This window comes from Granulicatella sp. 20925_1_28 (assembly GCF_041433575.1).
Lineage (GTDB): Bacteria > Bacillota > Bacilli > Lactobacillales > Aerococcaceae > Granulicatella.
In genome coordinates this window covers 37,512-55,065 of sequence record NZ_JAPWBS010000009.1, presented here as the reverse complement: position 1 = coordinate 55,065, position 17,554 = coordinate 37,512, and the positions used below count along the sequence as shown (strand labels likewise).

The 17,554-nt window shown below is 38.0% G+C and carries 15 protein-coding genes and 2 tRNA genes; 15 read left to right on the top strand and 2 right to left on the bottom strand.

Features of this window, described 5'->3' with window-relative positions; translation table 11 throughout:
* Positions 1-14 precede the first annotated feature (14 nt).
* The 4 genes from O3793_RS05905 to O3793_RS05890 all read left to right on the top strand — a co-directional run bounded on the left by O3793_RS05905 (position 15) and on the right by O3793_RS05890 (position 3,268).
* Positions 15-88, top strand: a tRNA-Arg gene (locus O3793_RS05905).
* Between the two features lie 11 nt (positions 89-99).
* A tRNA-Pro gene (locus O3793_RS05900) sits at positions 100-173 on the top strand.
* Positions 174-307: 134 nt separating this feature from the next.
* The gene (locus O3793_RS05895) at positions 308-775 is read left to right on the top strand and encodes a CtsR family transcriptional regulator (RefSeq protein ID WP_371446256.1); all 468 of its coding nucleotides are present in this window, start codon (positions 308-310) and stop codon (positions 773-775) included.
* A gap of 18 nt (positions 776-793) precedes the next feature.
* Complete coding sequence (locus O3793_RS05890) at positions 794-3,268, top strand: ATP-dependent Clp protease ATP-binding subunit (protein WP_371446255.1); 2,475 nt, start codon at positions 794-796, stop codon at positions 3,266-3,268.
* A gap of 47 nt (positions 3,269-3,315) precedes the next feature.
* Here the strand turns inward: O3793_RS05890 and O3793_RS05885 are convergent, their stop codons facing one another.
* Positions 3,316-4,173: a helix-turn-helix domain-containing protein gene (locus O3793_RS05885; protein ID WP_371446254.1), complete on the bottom strand. Its 858-nt coding sequence runs from the start codon at positions 4,171-4,173 to the stop codon at positions 3,316-3,318.
* A gap of 151 nt (positions 4,174-4,324) precedes the next feature.
* Here O3793_RS05885 and O3793_RS05880 point away from each other — a divergent pair, with 151 nt between their 5' ends.
* Together O3793_RS05880 and O3793_RS05875 are read left to right on the top strand one after the other, a co-directional pair.
* Positions 4,325-4,882, top strand: a complete 558-nt coding sequence (locus tag O3793_RS05880; protein ID WP_371446253.1) for a hypothetical protein — start codon at positions 4,325-4,327, stop codon at positions 4,880-4,882.
* Positions 4,883-4,954: 72 nt separating this feature from the next.
* Positions 4,955-6,697 carry a M3 family oligoendopeptidase gene (locus O3793_RS05875; RefSeq protein ID WP_371446252.1) on the top strand — a complete coding sequence of 581 codons (1,743 nt, stop codon included), beginning with the start codon at positions 4,955-4,957 and terminating at the stop codon, positions 6,695-6,697.
* A 686-nt stretch (positions 6,698-7,383) separates the two neighbouring features.
* On the opposite strand, the gene O3793_RS05870 is transcribed toward O3793_RS05875, so the two are convergent.
* Positions 7,384-7,761 carry a hypothetical protein gene (locus O3793_RS05870; RefSeq protein WP_371446251.1) on the bottom strand — a complete coding sequence of 126 codons (378 nt, stop codon included), beginning with the start codon at positions 7,759-7,761 and terminating at the stop codon, positions 7,384-7,386.
* Positions 7,762-8,594: 833 nt separating this feature from the next.
* Between O3793_RS05870 and O3793_RS05865 the strand changes: the two genes are divergently transcribed.
* The 9 genes from O3793_RS05865 to O3793_RS05825 all read left to right on the top strand — a co-directional run bounded on the left by O3793_RS05865 (position 8,595) and on the right by O3793_RS05825 (position 17,455).
* Positions 8,595-9,347, top strand: a complete 753-nt coding sequence (locus O3793_RS05865) for a DeoR/GlpR family DNA-binding transcription regulator (RefSeq protein WP_371446250.1) — start codon at positions 8,595-8,597, stop codon at positions 9,345-9,347.
* Positions 9,348-9,490: 143 nt separating this feature from the next.
* The gene (gene lacA / locus O3793_RS05860) at positions 9,491-9,916 is read left to right on the top strand and encodes a galactose-6-phosphate isomerase subunit LacA (protein WP_371446249.1); all 426 of its coding nucleotides are present in this window, start codon (positions 9,491-9,493) and stop codon (positions 9,914-9,916) included.
* Between the two features lie 17 nt (positions 9,917-9,933).
* On the top strand, positions 9,934-10,449 hold the full coding sequence (gene lacB, locus O3793_RS05855; RefSeq protein WP_371446248.1) for a galactose-6-phosphate isomerase subunit LacB: 516 nt from the start codon (positions 9,934-9,936) through the stop codon (positions 10,447-10,449).
* 18 nt (positions 10,450-10,467) lie between these two features.
* Positions 10,468-11,397, top strand: a complete 930-nt coding sequence (locus O3793_RS05850) for a tagatose-6-phosphate kinase (RefSeq protein WP_371446247.1) — start codon at positions 10,468-10,470, stop codon at positions 11,395-11,397.
* A gap of 2 nt (positions 11,398-11,399) precedes the next feature.
* Complete coding sequence (lacD, locus tag O3793_RS05845) at positions 11,400-12,383, top strand: tagatose-bisphosphate aldolase (protein ID WP_371446246.1); 984 nt, start codon at positions 11,400-11,402, stop codon at positions 12,381-12,383.
* Positions 12,384-12,498: 115 nt separating this feature from the next.
* Positions 12,499-12,813, top strand: a complete 315-nt coding sequence (locus O3793_RS05840; RefSeq protein WP_371446258.1) for a PTS lactose/cellobiose transporter subunit IIA — start codon at positions 12,499-12,501, stop codon at positions 12,811-12,813.
* A gap of 4 nt (positions 12,814-12,817) precedes the next feature.
* On the top strand, positions 12,818-14,518 hold the full coding sequence (locus tag O3793_RS05835; RefSeq protein WP_371446245.1) for a lactose-specific PTS transporter subunit EIIC: 1,701 nt from the start codon (positions 12,818-12,820) through the stop codon (positions 14,516-14,518).
* A gap of 80 nt (positions 14,519-14,598) precedes the next feature.
* Positions 14,599-16,005 (top strand): 6-phospho-beta-galactosidase, encoded by a 1,407-nt coding sequence (gene lacG, locus O3793_RS05830; protein WP_371446244.1) that lies wholly within the window; start codon positions 14,599-14,601, stop codon positions 16,003-16,005.
* 124 nt (positions 16,006-16,129) lie between these two features.
* Entirely contained in the window at positions 16,130-17,455 is a 1,326-nt protein-coding gene (locus O3793_RS05825; protein WP_371446243.1) for an aminopeptidase C, read from the top strand.
* The last annotated feature ends 99 nt before the right edge of the window (positions 17,456-17,554 follow it).

Sequence of the window (17,554 nt, the reverse complement as noted above, 5' to 3'; positions counted from 1 at the left end):
ATTAAATATACAATGCACCCATAGCTCAATTGGATAGAGTACTTGACTACGAATCAAGCGGTTACAGGTTCGACTCCTGTTGGGTGCATTTTTTACTTACGGGAATTAGCTCAGCTTGGTAGAGCACTTGGTTTGGGACCAAGGGGTCGTAGGTTCGAATCCTGTATTCCCGATACGTAAACAAATGAGGAAGCTAGACATTGTGTCTAGCTTCTTTTTTTATCAAAAAATGCAAGATGATTGGCAAAAGTCGCATTCTTTTGTATAATTAAAGTCAAATATAGTCAAGGTAAAAGGAGGAAGATGAATGCAAAATCAAAATCAAAATATGTCGGATTTGATTGAAAATTACTTAAAGAATGTACTGCATAAGAATGAAACAGTTGAAATCAGACGCAGTGAGATTGCAGACCAATTCAATTGTGTACCTTCCCAAATTAATTACGTGATTAATACCCGCTTTACCATTCAACAAGGCTATGTCGTTGAAAGTAAACGCGGTGGCGGTGGTTATATCCGCATTATGAAAGTGAATCTAGTGGACGAGATGGATATCTTAAATGCATTAGGTGATCTTGTTCCTGAAGAACTTTCAGCTCGAGAAGGCAATCATTTATTACAAAACTTATATGAAAATGAGCTGATTACTAAACGTGAGGCGCAAATGATGTCACTCATGATGGAGAAAGATACATTCCCTTCAAACGTAAAGAATGCTGCAGAGATTCGTAGTAATATGATGAAGAAATTAATCGACAATTTGAAATACCGTTAAACAGAAAGGAATAAACGCATGAGTGAAATTTTTACACCAAAAGCAAAGAGTGCAATGGTATTAGCCGCAAGAGAAGCCATCCTGTTCAAACACCAAGCCGTGGGAACAGAGCACTTACTATTAGGATTAATCCTTGAACAAGAAGGCATCGCGGGAAATGTGCTTCGCGGGGCAGGGTTGACTGCGGAAATCGTTCGTTCTGAAATCGAGTCACTCACAGGATATGGTTCAAACCGTAAGCAAATGGATCCGTACTTAATGCCTTATTCACCAAGAGCGAAGAAAGTGATTCTATCGGCAACCGATGAAGCCAAACGCCTCGAAGTGCCACAAGTCGGAACAGAGCACTTACTATTAGCCTTATTACGTGAAGAAGTATTAGCGACGAAGATTCTCCGTGATAACCAAATTGACCCTCAAGAGTTGATGAAAGAAATCTACGGTAAAATCGGAATTCAACCTTCAAACGCAGGTTCTAAGAGAAAAGCACGTCAAGAGTCTTCACAAGATGGAACTCCTACATTAAACAGCTTAGCGCGTGACTTAACTGAATTAGCTCGTGAAGGCAAAATCGACCCAGTTGTTGGTCGCGAAGATGAAGTGCGCCGTATTATCCAAATCATTAGCCGTCGTACGAAAAATAATCCTGTCCTCGTTGGGGAACCAGGTGTTGGTAAGACAGCCATCGTTGAAGGCTTAGCACAACGCATGGTGAGCGGAGAAGTTCCAGAAGAAATCGCCGAAAAACGTCTCATGATGTTAGACATGGGTGCGGTTGTTGCGGGAACAAAATACCGTGGTGAGTTCGAAGAGCGCATGAAGAAAATCTTGGACGAAGTATACCGTGAACAAGATGTCATTCTCTTTATCGATGAGTTGCATACTCTTATCGGTGCAGGTGGGGCAGAAGGCTCTATCGATGCTTCAAATATCTTAAAACCAGCGCTTGCTCGTGGTGAAATCCAAGTCATCGGTGCGACTACTCTTGATGAATATCAAAAATATATCGAAAAAGACGCAGCCTTAGAACGTCGTTTTGCCTCTGTTCATGTGAATGAACCTAGCGCAGACGATACAGTCGAAATCTTAAAAGGCCTTCGCAAACGTTATGAAGACCACCACCGTGTGGAAATTACAGACGCAGCGATTGAAGCAGCCGTTCAATTATCGGTTCGTTATATTACGTCTCGTAAATTACCAGATAAAGCCATCGACTTGATGGACGAAACAGCAGCCAAAGCCCGTCTAGATCGCAGTGGTAAACACTCTCCGCTTCAAAAACTCGAAGTAGAAGTGGCAGAACTTGCTCAGAAGAAAGACGACGCGATTCGTGAGCAAAAATTCGAAGAAGCAGCTCGTTTACGCAAAAAAGAACAAGCCAAACGTGACAAACTTGAAAAACTACGCCAAAAAGTAGAAGTTGAAGCCAAACGAGAATTTGTTGCGGCGATTACGGATGAAGATATCGCAGAAGTCGTATCGCAATGGACTGGAATTCCATTAAAACAAATGGAGAAAAAAGAAAGCGAACGTCTCGTTCATCTTGAAAAAGAATTGCACCAACGCGTGATTGGACAAGAAGAAGCCGTATCAGCGGTAGCTCGTTCGATTCGCCGTGCTCGTAGCGGATTGAAAGATCCAAAACGTCCAATCGGTTCATTCTTATTCCTTGGACCTACTGGGGTTGGTAAGACAGAGTTAGCGAAAACATTAGCGGAAGCGATGTTTGGCGACCAAGACGCTCTCGTTCGTATCGATATGTCTGAATACATGGAGAAACACGCTGTTAGCCGTTTAGTCGGTTCACCTCCAGGATACGTTGGATTCGATGAAGGTGGACAATTAACAGAGAAGATTCGTAACAAACCTTACTCTGTCATTCTATTAGATGAAATCGAAAAAGCACATCCAGATGTATTTAACATTTTGTTGCAAGTCTTAGACGATGGCCATCTAACGGATTCGAAAGGACGTAAAGTCGACTTCAGAAATACGATTCTTATCATGACATCAAACCTTGGGGCAACGGCTCTAAGAGATGAAAAAGCAGTTGGATTCGGTGCGAAAACGGTCCAACATGACCATACGGCAATGGAAAAACGCATCCGTGAAGAGTTGAAGAATGCGTTCCGTCCTGAGCTATTGAACCGTATCGATGAAATTATCGTCTTCCATAAATTGACGAAACCTGAATTACGTCAAATCGTTCAATTGATGACAAAAGACATTAAGACGCGTCTTGCAGAACTCAATATCGAATTGAAATTCACTTCAGGGGTGATCGACCTAATCGCAGAAGAAGGATTCGATCCAGAATACGGAGCACGTCCAATTCGTCGCGCGATTCAAAAGAAAATCGAAGACCCACTTAGTGAAGCACTCCTCAGTGGAGAAATTCGCTTCGGGCAAAAAGTGACAATCGGTTCTCAAAAAGGAAAAGTGACGATTAAAGAAACAAAAGTCGCTCCTAAAAAAGAAGCCGTTAAAGCATAAAAAGTATAAGAATAGCCACTTCTATGTTGAATAGAAGTGGCTATTTTTTAGTAACTTTGTTTTTGTAAGAGTAGGTGGCAGAGCGTGAGGTCATTCATGTCTTTGACGTTCAGCCCTGTTTGTTCCGCAAAACGATCGATGCGATATTGCAAAGTATTGCGGTGTAAGAAGAGTTTTTGGCTCGCCTTTGAGACATTTCCATGAGCGTCCCAGAGCGCTTCAATCAGTTCTTTTACTTCGTCTTCGCTTAATAAGAGAATCAACTCGTCGGCAATCGGTGCGATATCAACCAAAGCGTTGGCAATCGCCCATAACATCACTGGCGCAAATTCCAAACTCGAGCGCTTGTGTGAATGCATTAAGTATTCCACGAAGAGCGCTTTTTCTGCTTGATAGAGAAGCGGCACAGGGCTTGACGTTGCCCAGCGGTTCCCGATAAAGAGTTGTAATTCCACGGCAAAGTCATCTTCAATGGCGGATTGCACTTCAAAGAGCGTGCTTGCTAGCGATGTTGCGACTTCCGGGTTCACAACCAGCGTGTAATGATGGCGGAAGTTTTTGAAGACGGCAAGGGTCCCAACCGTTAAGTTCTCGACGAACTCCAACCAGTCTTTTTCTTGAAAGACGCCTTCTTGCTTTGGAAATACCGCCAAGTGTACGCATTGGATATACGCAGTTGGAGTGGGCAGTGCGCCTTTTCCTTCTAAGTACGCTAGCCAAGGATGCGTTGGGATTGAAGATTTTGTTGGTTGTGTATTTAAGGTTTCGATGAGGAATCGTTCGCGCTCAGTTAAGCTCGATTCTAAGAGATAAATCACTTCACCATTCAACGTTACAGGAACAGTGTCTTGACCGTTTTCTCCAAGAAGAGCATCCGGGAACAATTCTTTCCAAGTCTTTTTCATAAGAACTCCTTTTTTAAAAGTGTTTGCCTCTTAAGTATACACGTTTGATAACTAGGATGAAAGTTAATTAAATGATTACTAAAAAATAAGATATTCTTCGGAGTTAAAACATGATATTATTTTACTTAGTAAGAATTAAAGGAGAGTAAATATGAATGAGATAAATTCAGCATTAATTGGTGCAATAGCAACTTTGAGTGGAACATTTGTTGCGTATGTGGCTTTAAAAGCAGCGTATAGACGTTCTTTAGATTTAGAATCTAAGTGGAGAGAATTTTTATTTAAAGCAGCCAGTGCGGAGAAGATAACTATGCATGAGGTGCATATATTGAGAACGGCACTTAGGTATAAGGAAAAGACAAATCCTATTGAGAATTCGTATGACTGGCTTTCAAAAAAAATAATAGAATTTTGTAACCATTTAAATCTTAAATACTATACAATATCTAAAAATTCTGAAAAAATAGATCTAACTTATGGGGAACAAGAAGTTGTTCGTATATTTATTAGATGTGTATTGAAACATCATTGGGAGGTTAATCAATTTGGTTTGTGTAAAATGATTAATCTTTTCATACAAAAAATAATGAATAAGAATAAAATTAATAATAAAGAAATAGAATATGTTCGCGAAACGTTACAACAAGCAAAACGAGTTTATGATTATCGACCATCGATAAGTACTGATAAGAAATTTGATTTTAGTTAAGTAATTCAAACTATCTATTTATAAAGAAATTCGGTAGAATAGGACATATAGTCAATATAAGGGGGATACGAAATGTCAACAGAATGGTCATTAAAAGAATTATACCCTTCATTTGAAAGTGAAGAGTTTCAACGTGACTTTGAACGTTTTTCAAACTTTAGAGAGGTATTCAACGGCTTAATGCTCGAAGATAACTTAGAGTCAATCAAAGCGGCAATCGCAGCACTAGAAGAGTTCAGCGTCTTAAGCAGCCGTCTTGGAAACTACATTAATTTAACATTAACAGCCAACACAACAGACGAAACAGCGAATAAATACCGTACTTTATTCGGTAATGCGTATGCTGCGTTAAACAGTGCGTATACAAAAGTCTACAAATTTATCGGAAGCGTGGAAACTGATATCACAGCCGACGAAAATCTAAAAGACTACGAATTCTACTTTGCAGAAGCAAAACAACAATACAAACATCTATTATCAGATGAATTAGAAGATGTGATTGCGAAATTCTCTATCAGCGGTGGAGACGGTTGGGAACAACTCTTCGAAGCGATGACTTCCGGCGTTGAAGGCGAATTTAAAGGCGAAAAAGTAACGCTTAGCGAAATTCGTAATATGGCGTATGATGCGGATGCAGCGGTTCGTAAAGAAGCGTACGAAACAGAATTGAAGATGTACGATACCATCAAAGAACCAATCGCATTTGCTTTAAACAATATTAAACAACAAGTATTAACAGAAACAAGCTTACGTGGATTCGAATCACCACTCGCACAAACATTAGAAGCATCTCGTATGTCTCGTCAAACATTGGATGCACTTCTTGAAGCGATTCGCGAATATTTACCACAATTCCGCGCTTACTTGAAACATAAAGCTTCTCTCTTAGGTCATGAAAATGGATTACCATTCTACGACTTATTTGCACCAATCGGAGAAAGCTCACGTCGTTTCACGATCGAAGAGTCGAAAGAATTCTTATTAGAAAACTTCAAAGGCTTCTCAGAAGATTTAGCACAGATGACAAAAGAAGCTTACGAAAACAACTACATCGACTTCTTACCACGTAAAGGAAAAGTGGGGGGCGCGTTCTGTAGCAACCTACCATTCATCAAACAATCACGTATCTTAACAAACTTCTCTGGTTCATTAAGCGACGTTGTAACGATTGCGCACGAATTAGGACATGCGTACCACGGTTTACACATCGAAAACCACCGTGTATTAAACCAAGAGTACTCAATGCCTGTTGCTGAAACGGCGTCAACTTTCAACGAAAATATCGTGATGAACACAGTGATTAGCGAAGCAAGCGATGCTGAAAAAGTAGCCTTACTTGAATCACAATTACAAGATACAACACAAATCATCGTGGACATCTACTCTCGTTACTTATTCGAAGCCTCTGTATTTGAAAACCGTGAAAAGAGCTTCATGTTCTCGAAAGATTTAGAACAATTAATGTTGGATGCGCAAAAAGAAGCATACGGCGATGGATTAGATCCAGACGCAATGCATCCATATATGTGGGCTTGCAAACCGCACTACTACAGCAGCGGCTTAAGCTTCTACAACTTCCCATACGCATTCGGAGGATTGTTCTCTAAAGGTTTATATGCCATCTATCAAGAGCAACCTGAAGGATTCGTTGAGAAATATCAAGAGTTATTGCGTGCGACAACAGTGACTTCTGCGGAAGATACTGCGAAGGTGTTGGGCGTGGATGTGACGGACAGCGCATTTTGGAAGAAAGCATTGGCGCAAGTTGCCGATAACATCGAGCAGTTCATTGCTTTAACTCCGGTAAAAGCATAAAAACATCTTGCGATGTTTAGTCCAATCCGTTGGAATAAAACAAAATCATTAATAGTGCTATAAAGTACTTCGAGCCCTTTCGGATATCTTCATAGCAATCATTATAGCTGTACCGGGCTGAGCCTTACGTCTCAGCTCCTATCGAGCCTCAAAGTGACTCTAGGAAATAAATTTCCAGAGTCACTAATTTGCATCGATTACACTCGCTATGATGATTGCTATAGAATCCGAAGGGCTCTTTCGTACTTTTATGGAGTTTAATTTTTGTTTTATTCCTTCGAGTTTGTAGTGATTCGTAAGATATTTTTATGCTTTTTTTTTTGATAAACTGCTACGATGTTATCGACAATGCTTAGGAAGGGAACGCAAGGGGTGTGTGCTTCATTATTAGAGTAAGTTTAGCGAATTTGTTTTGTCTTTAATTAAATGGGTAGTTGCCGTGTTATCGGCAATGCTTAGGAAGGGAACACAAGGGGTGTGCGCTTCATTATTGGAGTAGGTTTAGCGAGTTTATTTAGTTTTAATTAAATGGGTAGTTGCCGTGTTGTCGGCAATGCTTAGGAAGGGAACGGCAGGAGTGTGGTGCTGAGCATTATGTAAGTGGAAAAGGGGTGGAGTAATAAAACATGCCCTACTGCTGTAAGGCATTTTAGTTGATGATTGAGGTTGTAGTAATAAAGTGTACTTCATTTTTTTGAGAGGATTCTTAATGAAATTAGTATTCCGATGACAAAAGCAAAGGAAAAGATACTTGTTTCGAGGTGTGATAGAAATAAAATTTGTATTGGTTTTGCGTAACCAAAGTAGAGAAGTGTCAAAAGAATAATGGGGATGCAATATGTTGTAGCAGTCAAAATACCATTTCTAAGGATTTTAGCTCTGGTTACAATAGTGATTACTAAAGTTGTCCATATGATATTTGAGAAGAATAAAAATACGATTCCCCATAAGGCGTTAGGAGAGAGCCTTTGTATGTCATGAGTGATCATATGAACTCCATAAACGTTGAAGAAAGGAAGCAAGAAAAAGCTAAATAGAATTACTACTGCTAAAAATTTTTTCATTGTTAGATTCTCCTTTAAATATATTGATAATCACTTGTTTTCAAGATAATATCTTCAACTTTATTTTACTATTTTCAAGGATGATAAACAATAAGATGTGCACAAAATCACATGGAATGATTAAAAAAATAAGGGTTTAATAAATCTCTAGAAACCCTCGCTAAAATATAATTATACTACTTCTGAAATTGAAATAATAGGCTATTTATTAATAAAAAAAGGAGTAAAATATAATTAGAGTATTAAATGCGAAGGGTGTGAATATGATGCCTAAGAAAAGACTTTTATATGCTTTGATGATATATGCTTATATTGCTAATAGTTTAATATTGGGGAATTTTAGTTTCACAGATTTGACCAAAATTTTCATAGAGTGGTCAATTATATTTGGTATGTGGTGGGGTGCGGAATATTTTTATAATAAGAAAAAAAGTAGTGATGAGTGTAGTTAGTGGGGTGTTTGAATAAAGGAAAGGTGAGAGTAATGAGATACCTATTTTATCTAATTTGGATTCCTTTGCTTTGTTTCGGAATATATTTACGGAAAAAGGAAGTTGTCGTTGTCCCTAGATGGATAGAGATTTCATCAGCTGTTCTATTTTTAATATTCTTTTGGCTGTACGTGATGCTTTGGATGTAAACAAACGACTGGGTCTCCTTTTTAGTAAAGGAGGCTCTTTTTATCGGATTTAACCGATTTTTGATATTGCATCTGGGGGTAAAGAGGATTGTCGATTGATGAATATAAAAAATAAAATAAACAAAATGTTTGCAATTCGTTTGAAATAAACATTTAAAAAGTTTATAATAAACACAAGCAGGGAGGGGATCACTTGAAAAAAAGCGAAAGAATGTCAAAAATTGTAGAAATTGTTAATCAGAAGGGTACTGTTTCAGTAAATGAATTAATTGAAAGACTGAATGTATCTGATATGACGATTAGAAGGGATCTAGCTTCCTTAGAAAATGCTGGTGAACTGATTCGAGTACATGGAGGAGCGAAGAGTCATACTCCTTTAATCTATAATGAATTGACACATGAAGAAAAACATCATAAAAATCTATTAGAAAAACAAGATATGGCCGAAAAAGCAGTGAGATTCATTGATGAGGGCGACAGTGTATTTTTGGGACCAGGAACATCCATTGAAATGTTGGCGCTGGCAATGAATAATCAAAGGCTTCAAGTTGTTACAAACTGTCTACCAATCTTCAACATTCTTTCTAGAAAGAAAAGTGATACATTTAAAGTGATTTTGATTGGTGGAGAGATGCGAGAACGAACGAAAGCATTTGTTGGAGAGATGACAAATCAAATCCTTCATCAATTTCATTTTAGTAAAATGTTCTTCAGCTGTAACGGAATCAACAAAGGGAAAGTTTTAACATCCGATTATAGTGAAGCACAGACACAAAAGCTTGCCATGAAATGTTCGAATCAAATCTATCTTCTTGCGGATTCTAGTAAAATAGGAAAAGAAGATTTTACATCTATTTGCGACCTTCATGAGTTGTCAGGACTCATTACAAATGAACTATCTCCTGAAGAATTGCAAGAGGTTAAAGGGAAAACGCAAATCTATTAATATTAGAAAAAAGGAATCGATGAATATCGGTTCTTTTTTGTTTATTTCAAACAAAACTGTTGCATTCGTTTTTTGTTTGTAGTATATTCTGTTTGTAAAGAACAAAGAAACGAACAAACAAACATTTTTAGGAGGTCTCGGATATGTCAATTGTACTAGGAGCAAATAAAGAAGGACTTCGATTAAAAGAAGTTGTAAAACAGTTTTTAACCGAAGAAAACTTTGATGTTATCGATGTGTCTGATGAAACAAAAGATTTCGTAGATATCACATTAGCAGTAGCATCAGAAGTGAATAAAAAAGATGGGAACTTAGGAATTGTAATCGATGCTTATGGAGCTGGACCATTTATGGTTGCTACTAAGATTAAAGGAATGGTTGCTGCGGAAGTCTCAGATGAACGCTCAGCTTACATGACTCGTGGACATAACAACTCACGCATGATCACAATTGGGGCAGAAATCGTCGGTGATGAATTAGCAAAAAATATCGCTAAAGGTTTTGCAAATGGAAAATATGATGGTGGACGTCACCAAATTCGTGTCGATATGTTAAATAAAATGTGTTAGTGGAAGGAGAAAGAATTATGAAAATTGCAATTGGTTGCGATCACATTGTGACAAATGAAAAAATGGCAGTTGCTGACTTTTTAAAAAATAAAGGATATGAAGTGATTGACTTTGGAACATATGATCATGTTCGTACTCACTATCCAATTTTTGGTAAAAAAGTAGGGGAAGCCGTGGCAAGTGGTGAAGCAGATTTAGGTGTATGTATTTGTGGTACAGGAGTTGGAATTAACAACGCTGTGAATAAAGTTCCAGGAATCCGTTCTGCTCTAGTAAGAGATATGACAACAGCACTTTACGCTAAAGAACAATTAAACGCTAATGTTATTGGTTTCGGTGGTAAAATCACTGGTGAATTATTAATGTGCGACATTATTGAAGCGTTTATTCACGCTGAATACAAACCAACTGAAGAAAACAAGAAATTAATTGCTAAGATTCAACATGTTGAATCTCACAATGCACATCAAGCAGATTCAAACTTCTTCACAGAATTTCTTGAAAAATGGGATCGTGGAGAATATCACGACTAATCTCTGAGGAGTTTATATATGATTTTAACAGTAACAATGAATCCTGCCATTGACGTCTCTTACCCTCTCGGAGAGTTTAAATTGGATACAGTAAACAGAATTTCAGATGTATCAAAGACAGCTGGTGGGAAAGGTTTAAACGTAACAAGAGTTTTATCCGAAATTGGAGAAGAAGTAACGGCAACAGGTCTGGTAGGTGGAACAAACGGACTCTATTTAGTTCAACACTTACCAGAACCTGTGATTCCTTCTTTTTATGATATTGCTGGAGATACAAGAATTTGTATCGCAATCTTGCATGACAATCAACAGACTGAAATTTTAGAAGGAGGCCCAAGAATTTCTGAAAGTGAAAGTGAAGGTTTTTTAAACCACTTCAAAGAATTGATTGGGAAAACAGATATCGTTTCAATCTCTGGTAGTTTACCAATGGGAATGCCTGTAGATTATTACACTCAATTAATAAAGATTGCTAGAGAGCATGATAAGAAAGTAGTTCTAGATTGTTCCGGAAAATCACTTGAGGCAGTATTAAAATCAAACTTTAAACCTGCAGCCATTAAACCAAACTTGGAAGAATTGGCGCAGTTATTAAATAAAGAGAAAATTGAAAGCCCTAACGAACTGAAGAACATCATTAGTCACCCATTATTTGAAGGGGTTGAATGGATTGTTGTTTCACTAGGGAAAGATGGAGCATTTGCTAAGCATAACGATAAATTCTACAAGGTAGATATTCCAGTGATTCAAATTCAAAATGCTGTTGGTTCTGGTGATTCAACAGTTGCAGGAATTGCTTCGGCATTACGTGCTCAAAAGAGTGATGAAGACTTACTCAAACATGCGATGGTACTTGGTATGTTGAATGCACAAGAAAAAGTTACTGGACATGTAAATATGGATCATTACGAAGACTTATTTAAACAAATTACAGTGAAAGAGGTATAAGCATGGTATTAACAGAACAAAAATTAAAATCATTAGAAAAATTATCTGACGAAAATGGAATCATCTCTGCATTAGCATTTGACCAACGTGGCGCATTAAAACGCTTGATGGCTCAATATCAAGAAGGTGAACCAACAGTAGAACAGTTAGAAAGATTGAAAGTACTAGTTGCAGAAGAATTAACAAAATTTGCCTCTTCTATGTTATTAGATCCAGAATACGGTCTTCCAGCAACAAAAGTGATTGATAAGAATGCAGGTTTATTATTAGCCTATGAAAAAACAGGTTATGATACTTCAAGTACTAAGAGACTTCCAGACTGCTTAGATGTATGGTCAGCAAAACGTATTAAAGAACAAGGTGCAGATGCAGTTAAATTCTTACTATACTACGATGTAGATAGTGATGATGCGTTAAACCAACAAAAACAAGCATACATTGAACGTGTTGGTTCAGAATGTGTGGCGGAAGATATTCCTTTCTTCTTAGAAATTTTAGCGTATGACGAAAAAAATGCGGATGCGAATTCAGTAGAGTATGCAAAAGCTAAACCAAGAAAAGTAAATGAAGCGATGAAAGTATTCTCTAACCCACGTTTCAACATTGATGTATTAAAGGTAGAAGTTCCAGTAAATATGAAATATGTTGAAGGTTTCGCGGAAGGAGAAGTTGTTTATACAAAAGAAGAAGCGGCTGCTCATTTCAAAGCACAAGACGAAGCAACAAATCTTCCATATATTTACTTAAGTGCAGGAGTATCTGCTCAATTATTCCAAGAAACATTAGTGTTCGCACATGAATCTGGAGCAAAATTCAACGGAGTTCTTTGTGGTCGTGCAACATGGGCAGGTTCAGTAAAAGACTTCGTAGAAAACGGCGATGAAGCTGTAAGACAATGGTTACGTACAGAAGGCTTCAAGAACATTGACGAACTAAACAAAGTGTTACAAAAAACAGCAACATCATGGAAAACAAAAGTTCAATAAGAGCAGTGAGATAAAAGTTAGTAGTTCATCATTATAAAGTTCAAAAGAGTAGCGAATTACTAACAGAAATTAAAATTCATCGTAAGTAAAAATTTGATAGAAGGAGGAAACTATGATGAATAGAGAAGAAGTAACTTTATTAGGTTTTGAAATTGTAGCTTATGCAGGGGATGCTCGTTCTAAATTGTTGGCTGCTCTTAAAGCTGCTGAAGAAGGGGATTTTGCCAAAGCGGATACTTTAGTCGAAGAAGCAGGGACTTGTATTGCTTTAGCACATAAGGCTCAAACAAGCTTACTTACTAAAGAAGCTGCTGGGGAAGATTTATCTTACAGTGTGACATTAATGCATGGGCAAGACCACTTGATGACTACACTTTTACTTAAAGATTTAATGCATCATTTAATTGAATTATATAAGAGAGGGGCTTAATTAGATGAATAAGCTGATAGAATTTATTGAAAAGAAAAAACCGTTTTTTGAGAAGATTTCTCGAAACATTTATTTAAGAGCTATCCGTGACGGATTTATTGCAGGAATGCCAGTCATTCTGTTTTCAAGTATCTTTGTCCTAATCGCATTTGTTCCAAATGCATGGGGCTTTGTATGGCCAGAGGATATTCAAAATTTCTTATTGAAACCAAATAGCTATTCAATGGGTATCTTAGCTGTACTTTTAGCTGGGACAACTGCGAAATCTTTAACAGATTCAGTGAACAGAACTATGGAAGCTACGAATCAAATTAACTACATGTCAACATTCCTAGCTTCTGTCTGTGGATTGTTACTTTTAGCATCAAACCCTATTAAAGATGGTTTTTCTACAGAATTCTTAGGAACAAAAGGACTTTTAACTGCCTTCTTAACAGCATTTATTACTGTGAATATTTACAAGGTTTGTGTGAAAAATAACGTTACAATTCGTATGCCTGAAGAAGTTCCACCGAATATTTCTCAAGTATTTAAAGACGTAATTCCATTTACATTGTCAATCGTAACTCTTTACGCTATTGATTTATTATCTCGTCACTTTATGGGTACGAATACAGCAGAATCAATTTCTAAATTATTTGCGCCATTATTCACTGCTGCAGATGGTTATTTAGGTATCACTCTTATCTTTGGAGCTTATGCGTTCTTCTGGTTTGTAGGGATTCACGGGCCATCAATTGTTGAACCTGTGATTGCAGCGATCACTTATGCCAACGTTGAAACAAACTTGAGTCTTTTCCAACAAGGAATGCATGCCGATAAAGTTTTAACACCTGGTACTCAAATGTTTATCGTAACAATGGGTGGTACAGGAGCAACATTAATCGTTCCATTCATGTTTATGTGGTTATGTAAATCTAAACGTAATAAAGCAATCGGACGTGCTTCTGTAGTTCCAACATTCTTTGGTGTGAATGAACCAATCTTGTTCGGGGCTCCAATTGTATTAAACCCAATTTTCTTCATTCCGTTTATCCTAACTCCAATCGTAAACGTTTGGTTATTCAAATTCTTCATTGATGTATTAGGAATGAACTCATTTACTGTAAACTTATCATGGGTAACACCTGCGCCATTAGGGTTAGTTCTTGGTACAAACATGCAAGTACTTGCCTTTATCCTAGCTGCATTATTAATTGTAGTAGACGTGATTATCTACTATCCATTTATTAAAGTTTATGATGAACAAATTCTTGAAGAAGAACGTTCAGGTAAAGCAAATGATTCGTTAAAAGATAAAGTTGCTTCTAATTTTAATACAGCTAAAGCAGATGCTATTTTAGAAAAAGCTGGAGTTGAAGCTCAACCTGAAGCAAACAACATCACAAAAGAAACTAACGTCCTTGTACTTTGTGCAGGCGGAGGTACTAGTGGATTATTAGCTAATGCTTTAAATAAAGCTGCAGCAGAATATAATGTTCCAGTTAAAGCAGCTGCTGGTGGTTACGGTGCTCACCGTGAAATGTTACCAGAATTTGATTTAGTAATTCTTGCTCCTCAAGTAGCTTCTAACTATGAAGATATGAAAGCTGAGACAGATAAATTAGGAATCAAATTAGCAAGCACTGAAGGTGTACAATATATTCAATTAACAAGAGATGGCAAAGGCGCTTTAGACTTTGTACAAGCTCAATTTGAAGAGTAATATAGAATTAAAGAGAGAAGCGGGATTAATGTAAAGTTAATGCCGCCTTCTTTCAATAATGAGAATGGAAGGCGAAAATAATGACAAAGAAATTACCTAAAGATTTTATTTTTGGTGGTGCAACTGCGGCCTATCAAGCTGAAGGGGCCACTCATACAGATGGTAAAGGTCCAGTTGCTTGGGATCAGTATTTAGCTGATAACTATTGGTATACTGCTGAACCAGCGAGTGATTTCTACCATAAATATCCAGTAGACTTAAAATTAGCAGAAGAATTTGGTGTGAATGGAATTCGTATTTCGATTGCATGGTCTCGTATTTTCCCAACAGGTTTTGGAGAAGTGAATCCAAAAGGGGTAGAATTTTATCATAAACTTTTTGCAGAATGTCATAAACGTCATGTAGAACCTTTCGTAACACTGCATCACTTTGATACACCGGAAGCACTTCATTCAAATGGAGACTTCTTAAATCGTGAAAATATCGAACACTTTGTGGACTATGCCGCATTCTGTTTCGAAGAATTCCCAGAAGTAAATTACTGGACAACTTTCAATGAAATTGGACCAATTGGTGACGGTCAATACTTAGTTGGTAAATTCCCACCAGGAATTCAATACGATTTAGCAAAAGTTTTCCAATCTCACCACAATATGATGGTTGCTCATGCCCGCGCTGTGAAATTATATAAAGATAAAGGATATAAAGGAGAAATTGGTGTCGTTCACGCGTTACCAACTAAATATCCGTTAGATCCTAAGAACCCTGCCGATGTTCGAGCAGCTGAGTTAGAAGATATCATCCATAACAAATTTATTTTGGATGCCACTTACCTTGGACACTATTCAAAAGAAACGATGGATGGCGTTAACCACATCTTATCTGTTAACGGAGGAAGCTTGGACCTTCGAGATGAAGACTTCGAATTACTTGAAGCGGCAAAAGACTTGAACGACTTCCTTGGAATTAACTACTACATGAGTGACTGGATGGAAGCCTTTGATGGAGAAACTGAAATTATCCATAACGGTAAAGGGGAAAAAGGAAGCTCTAAGTACCAAATTAAAGGTGTTGGTCGAAGAGTCGCTCCTGACTATGTCCCTCGTACTGACTGGGACTGGATTATCTATCCTCAAGGTTTGTATGATCAAATCATGCGTGTGAAGAAAGATTATCCAAACTACAAGAAAATCTATATCACAGAAAACGGTCTTGGATATAAAGACGAGTTTGTGGATAACACTGTTTATGACGATGGTCGTATTGATTACGTGAAGCAACATTTGGAAGTTATTTCAGATGCGATTGCAGATGGTGCAGTTGTAAAAGGATACTTCATCTGGTCATTAATGGACGTTTTCTCATGGTCAAATGGTTACGAAAAACGTTATGGATTATTCTATGTAGACTTCGATACACAAGAACGCTATCCGAAGAAGAGTGCATACTGGTACAAAGAAGTAGCACAAACACAAACAATTCAATAATTGACGAAAAGTCTGCTACAAATTTTGTAGTAGGCTTTTTTATTGCATTTAACCGATTTATTATATTGCATATAGGGTGAAAGAGGAGTACCATTAGGGTATCAACCTTAAAGGAGATGAAGTGATGTTTACGTTAACAAAAGAATTGACGAAACAATATAAAGAAAGTTTTCAAAGTAAGCCAGAGCGTATCGTGGCGCAAAATGCTGCGGTGAAGAATGGCTTGAAAGGATCTAGTGAGACGGTCGCTTCTGTTGTGGAAAATCAGCCTGTGTATTCGATTGATTTGGAACACGGGAAAGTAGCCAACCAAAAGGCTTCTGGTCGTTGCTGGATGTTTGCGGCGCTTAATACGTTCCGCCACAGACTCTTTAATAACTTCAAGCTCGAAGAATTTGAACTTTCTCAAAGCTATACATTTTTCTGGGATAAATACGAAAAGGCTAATTATTTCCATGAAAATATTTTAAAAACAGCCGGCGAACCTGTGACAAGCCGCGATGTAGCCTTTCTTTTACAAACACCTCAACAAGACGGTGGGCAATGGGATATGATCGTGTCTATCTTCAAGAAATATGGGGTTGTGCCAAAGAGTGTGATGCCGGAAAGTTTTTCAAGCTCGGCTTCAAGCGATTTGAACAAATACTTAAATAAAAAACTTCGCCAAGACGCAAAAGTGCTTCGCGACTTAGTGGCACGTGGCGCTAGCGAAGAGGAAATCAACGAAACACGTAAACAATTAATGCAAGAAGTGTACGACTTACTTAGCGTGACTCTTGGAACTCCGCCAGAAACATTCGACTTCGAATATCGTGATAAAGACAAGGAATTCCACCGTTACTTGAATTTGACACCACAAAGCTTCTTCGAACAATTCGTGGGCTTAAACTTGGACGATTACGTGTCAATCATCAACTCACCAACAGCGGACAAACCATTCAACCGTTCATACACTGTTGACATGCTTGGAAATGTCGTTGGCAACCAAGTGCGCTACTTGAACCTTGATATGGCAACGTTCAAAGAATTAGCGATTCGCCAATTAGAACAAGGCGAGTCAGTTTGGTTCGGTTGCGATGTCGGTCAATCTTCAAACCGCGGCAACGGCCGTCTTGCGTTGAACAACTTTGACCTTGAAGGCTTAACAGGAATCGACTATTCACTTACTAAAGGTGAACGTCTTGAATACGGAGACAGCTTAATGACACACGCGATGGTATTAACAGGGGTGAACCTTGTCGATGGTAAACCAAATCGCTGGAAAGTGGAAAATAGTTGGGGCGAAGAATCTGGGGTTGAAGGGTTCTGGATGATGAGTGATGCGTGGATGGATGAGTATACGTACCAGATCGTTATCAGAAAAGACTTGCTTACAAAAGAGCAACTCGACGCTTTCAACAGCGAACCAATTGTGTTAGCACCATGGGATCCAATGGGGTCGTTAGCGTAAGGGTAGAATTTAAATAAAAACAATTAAATCAGTTCCACTATCAACATCTTCAGATGTATTAATAGTGGTAAATGTAAGGATACCACCTGGAGCCTATAG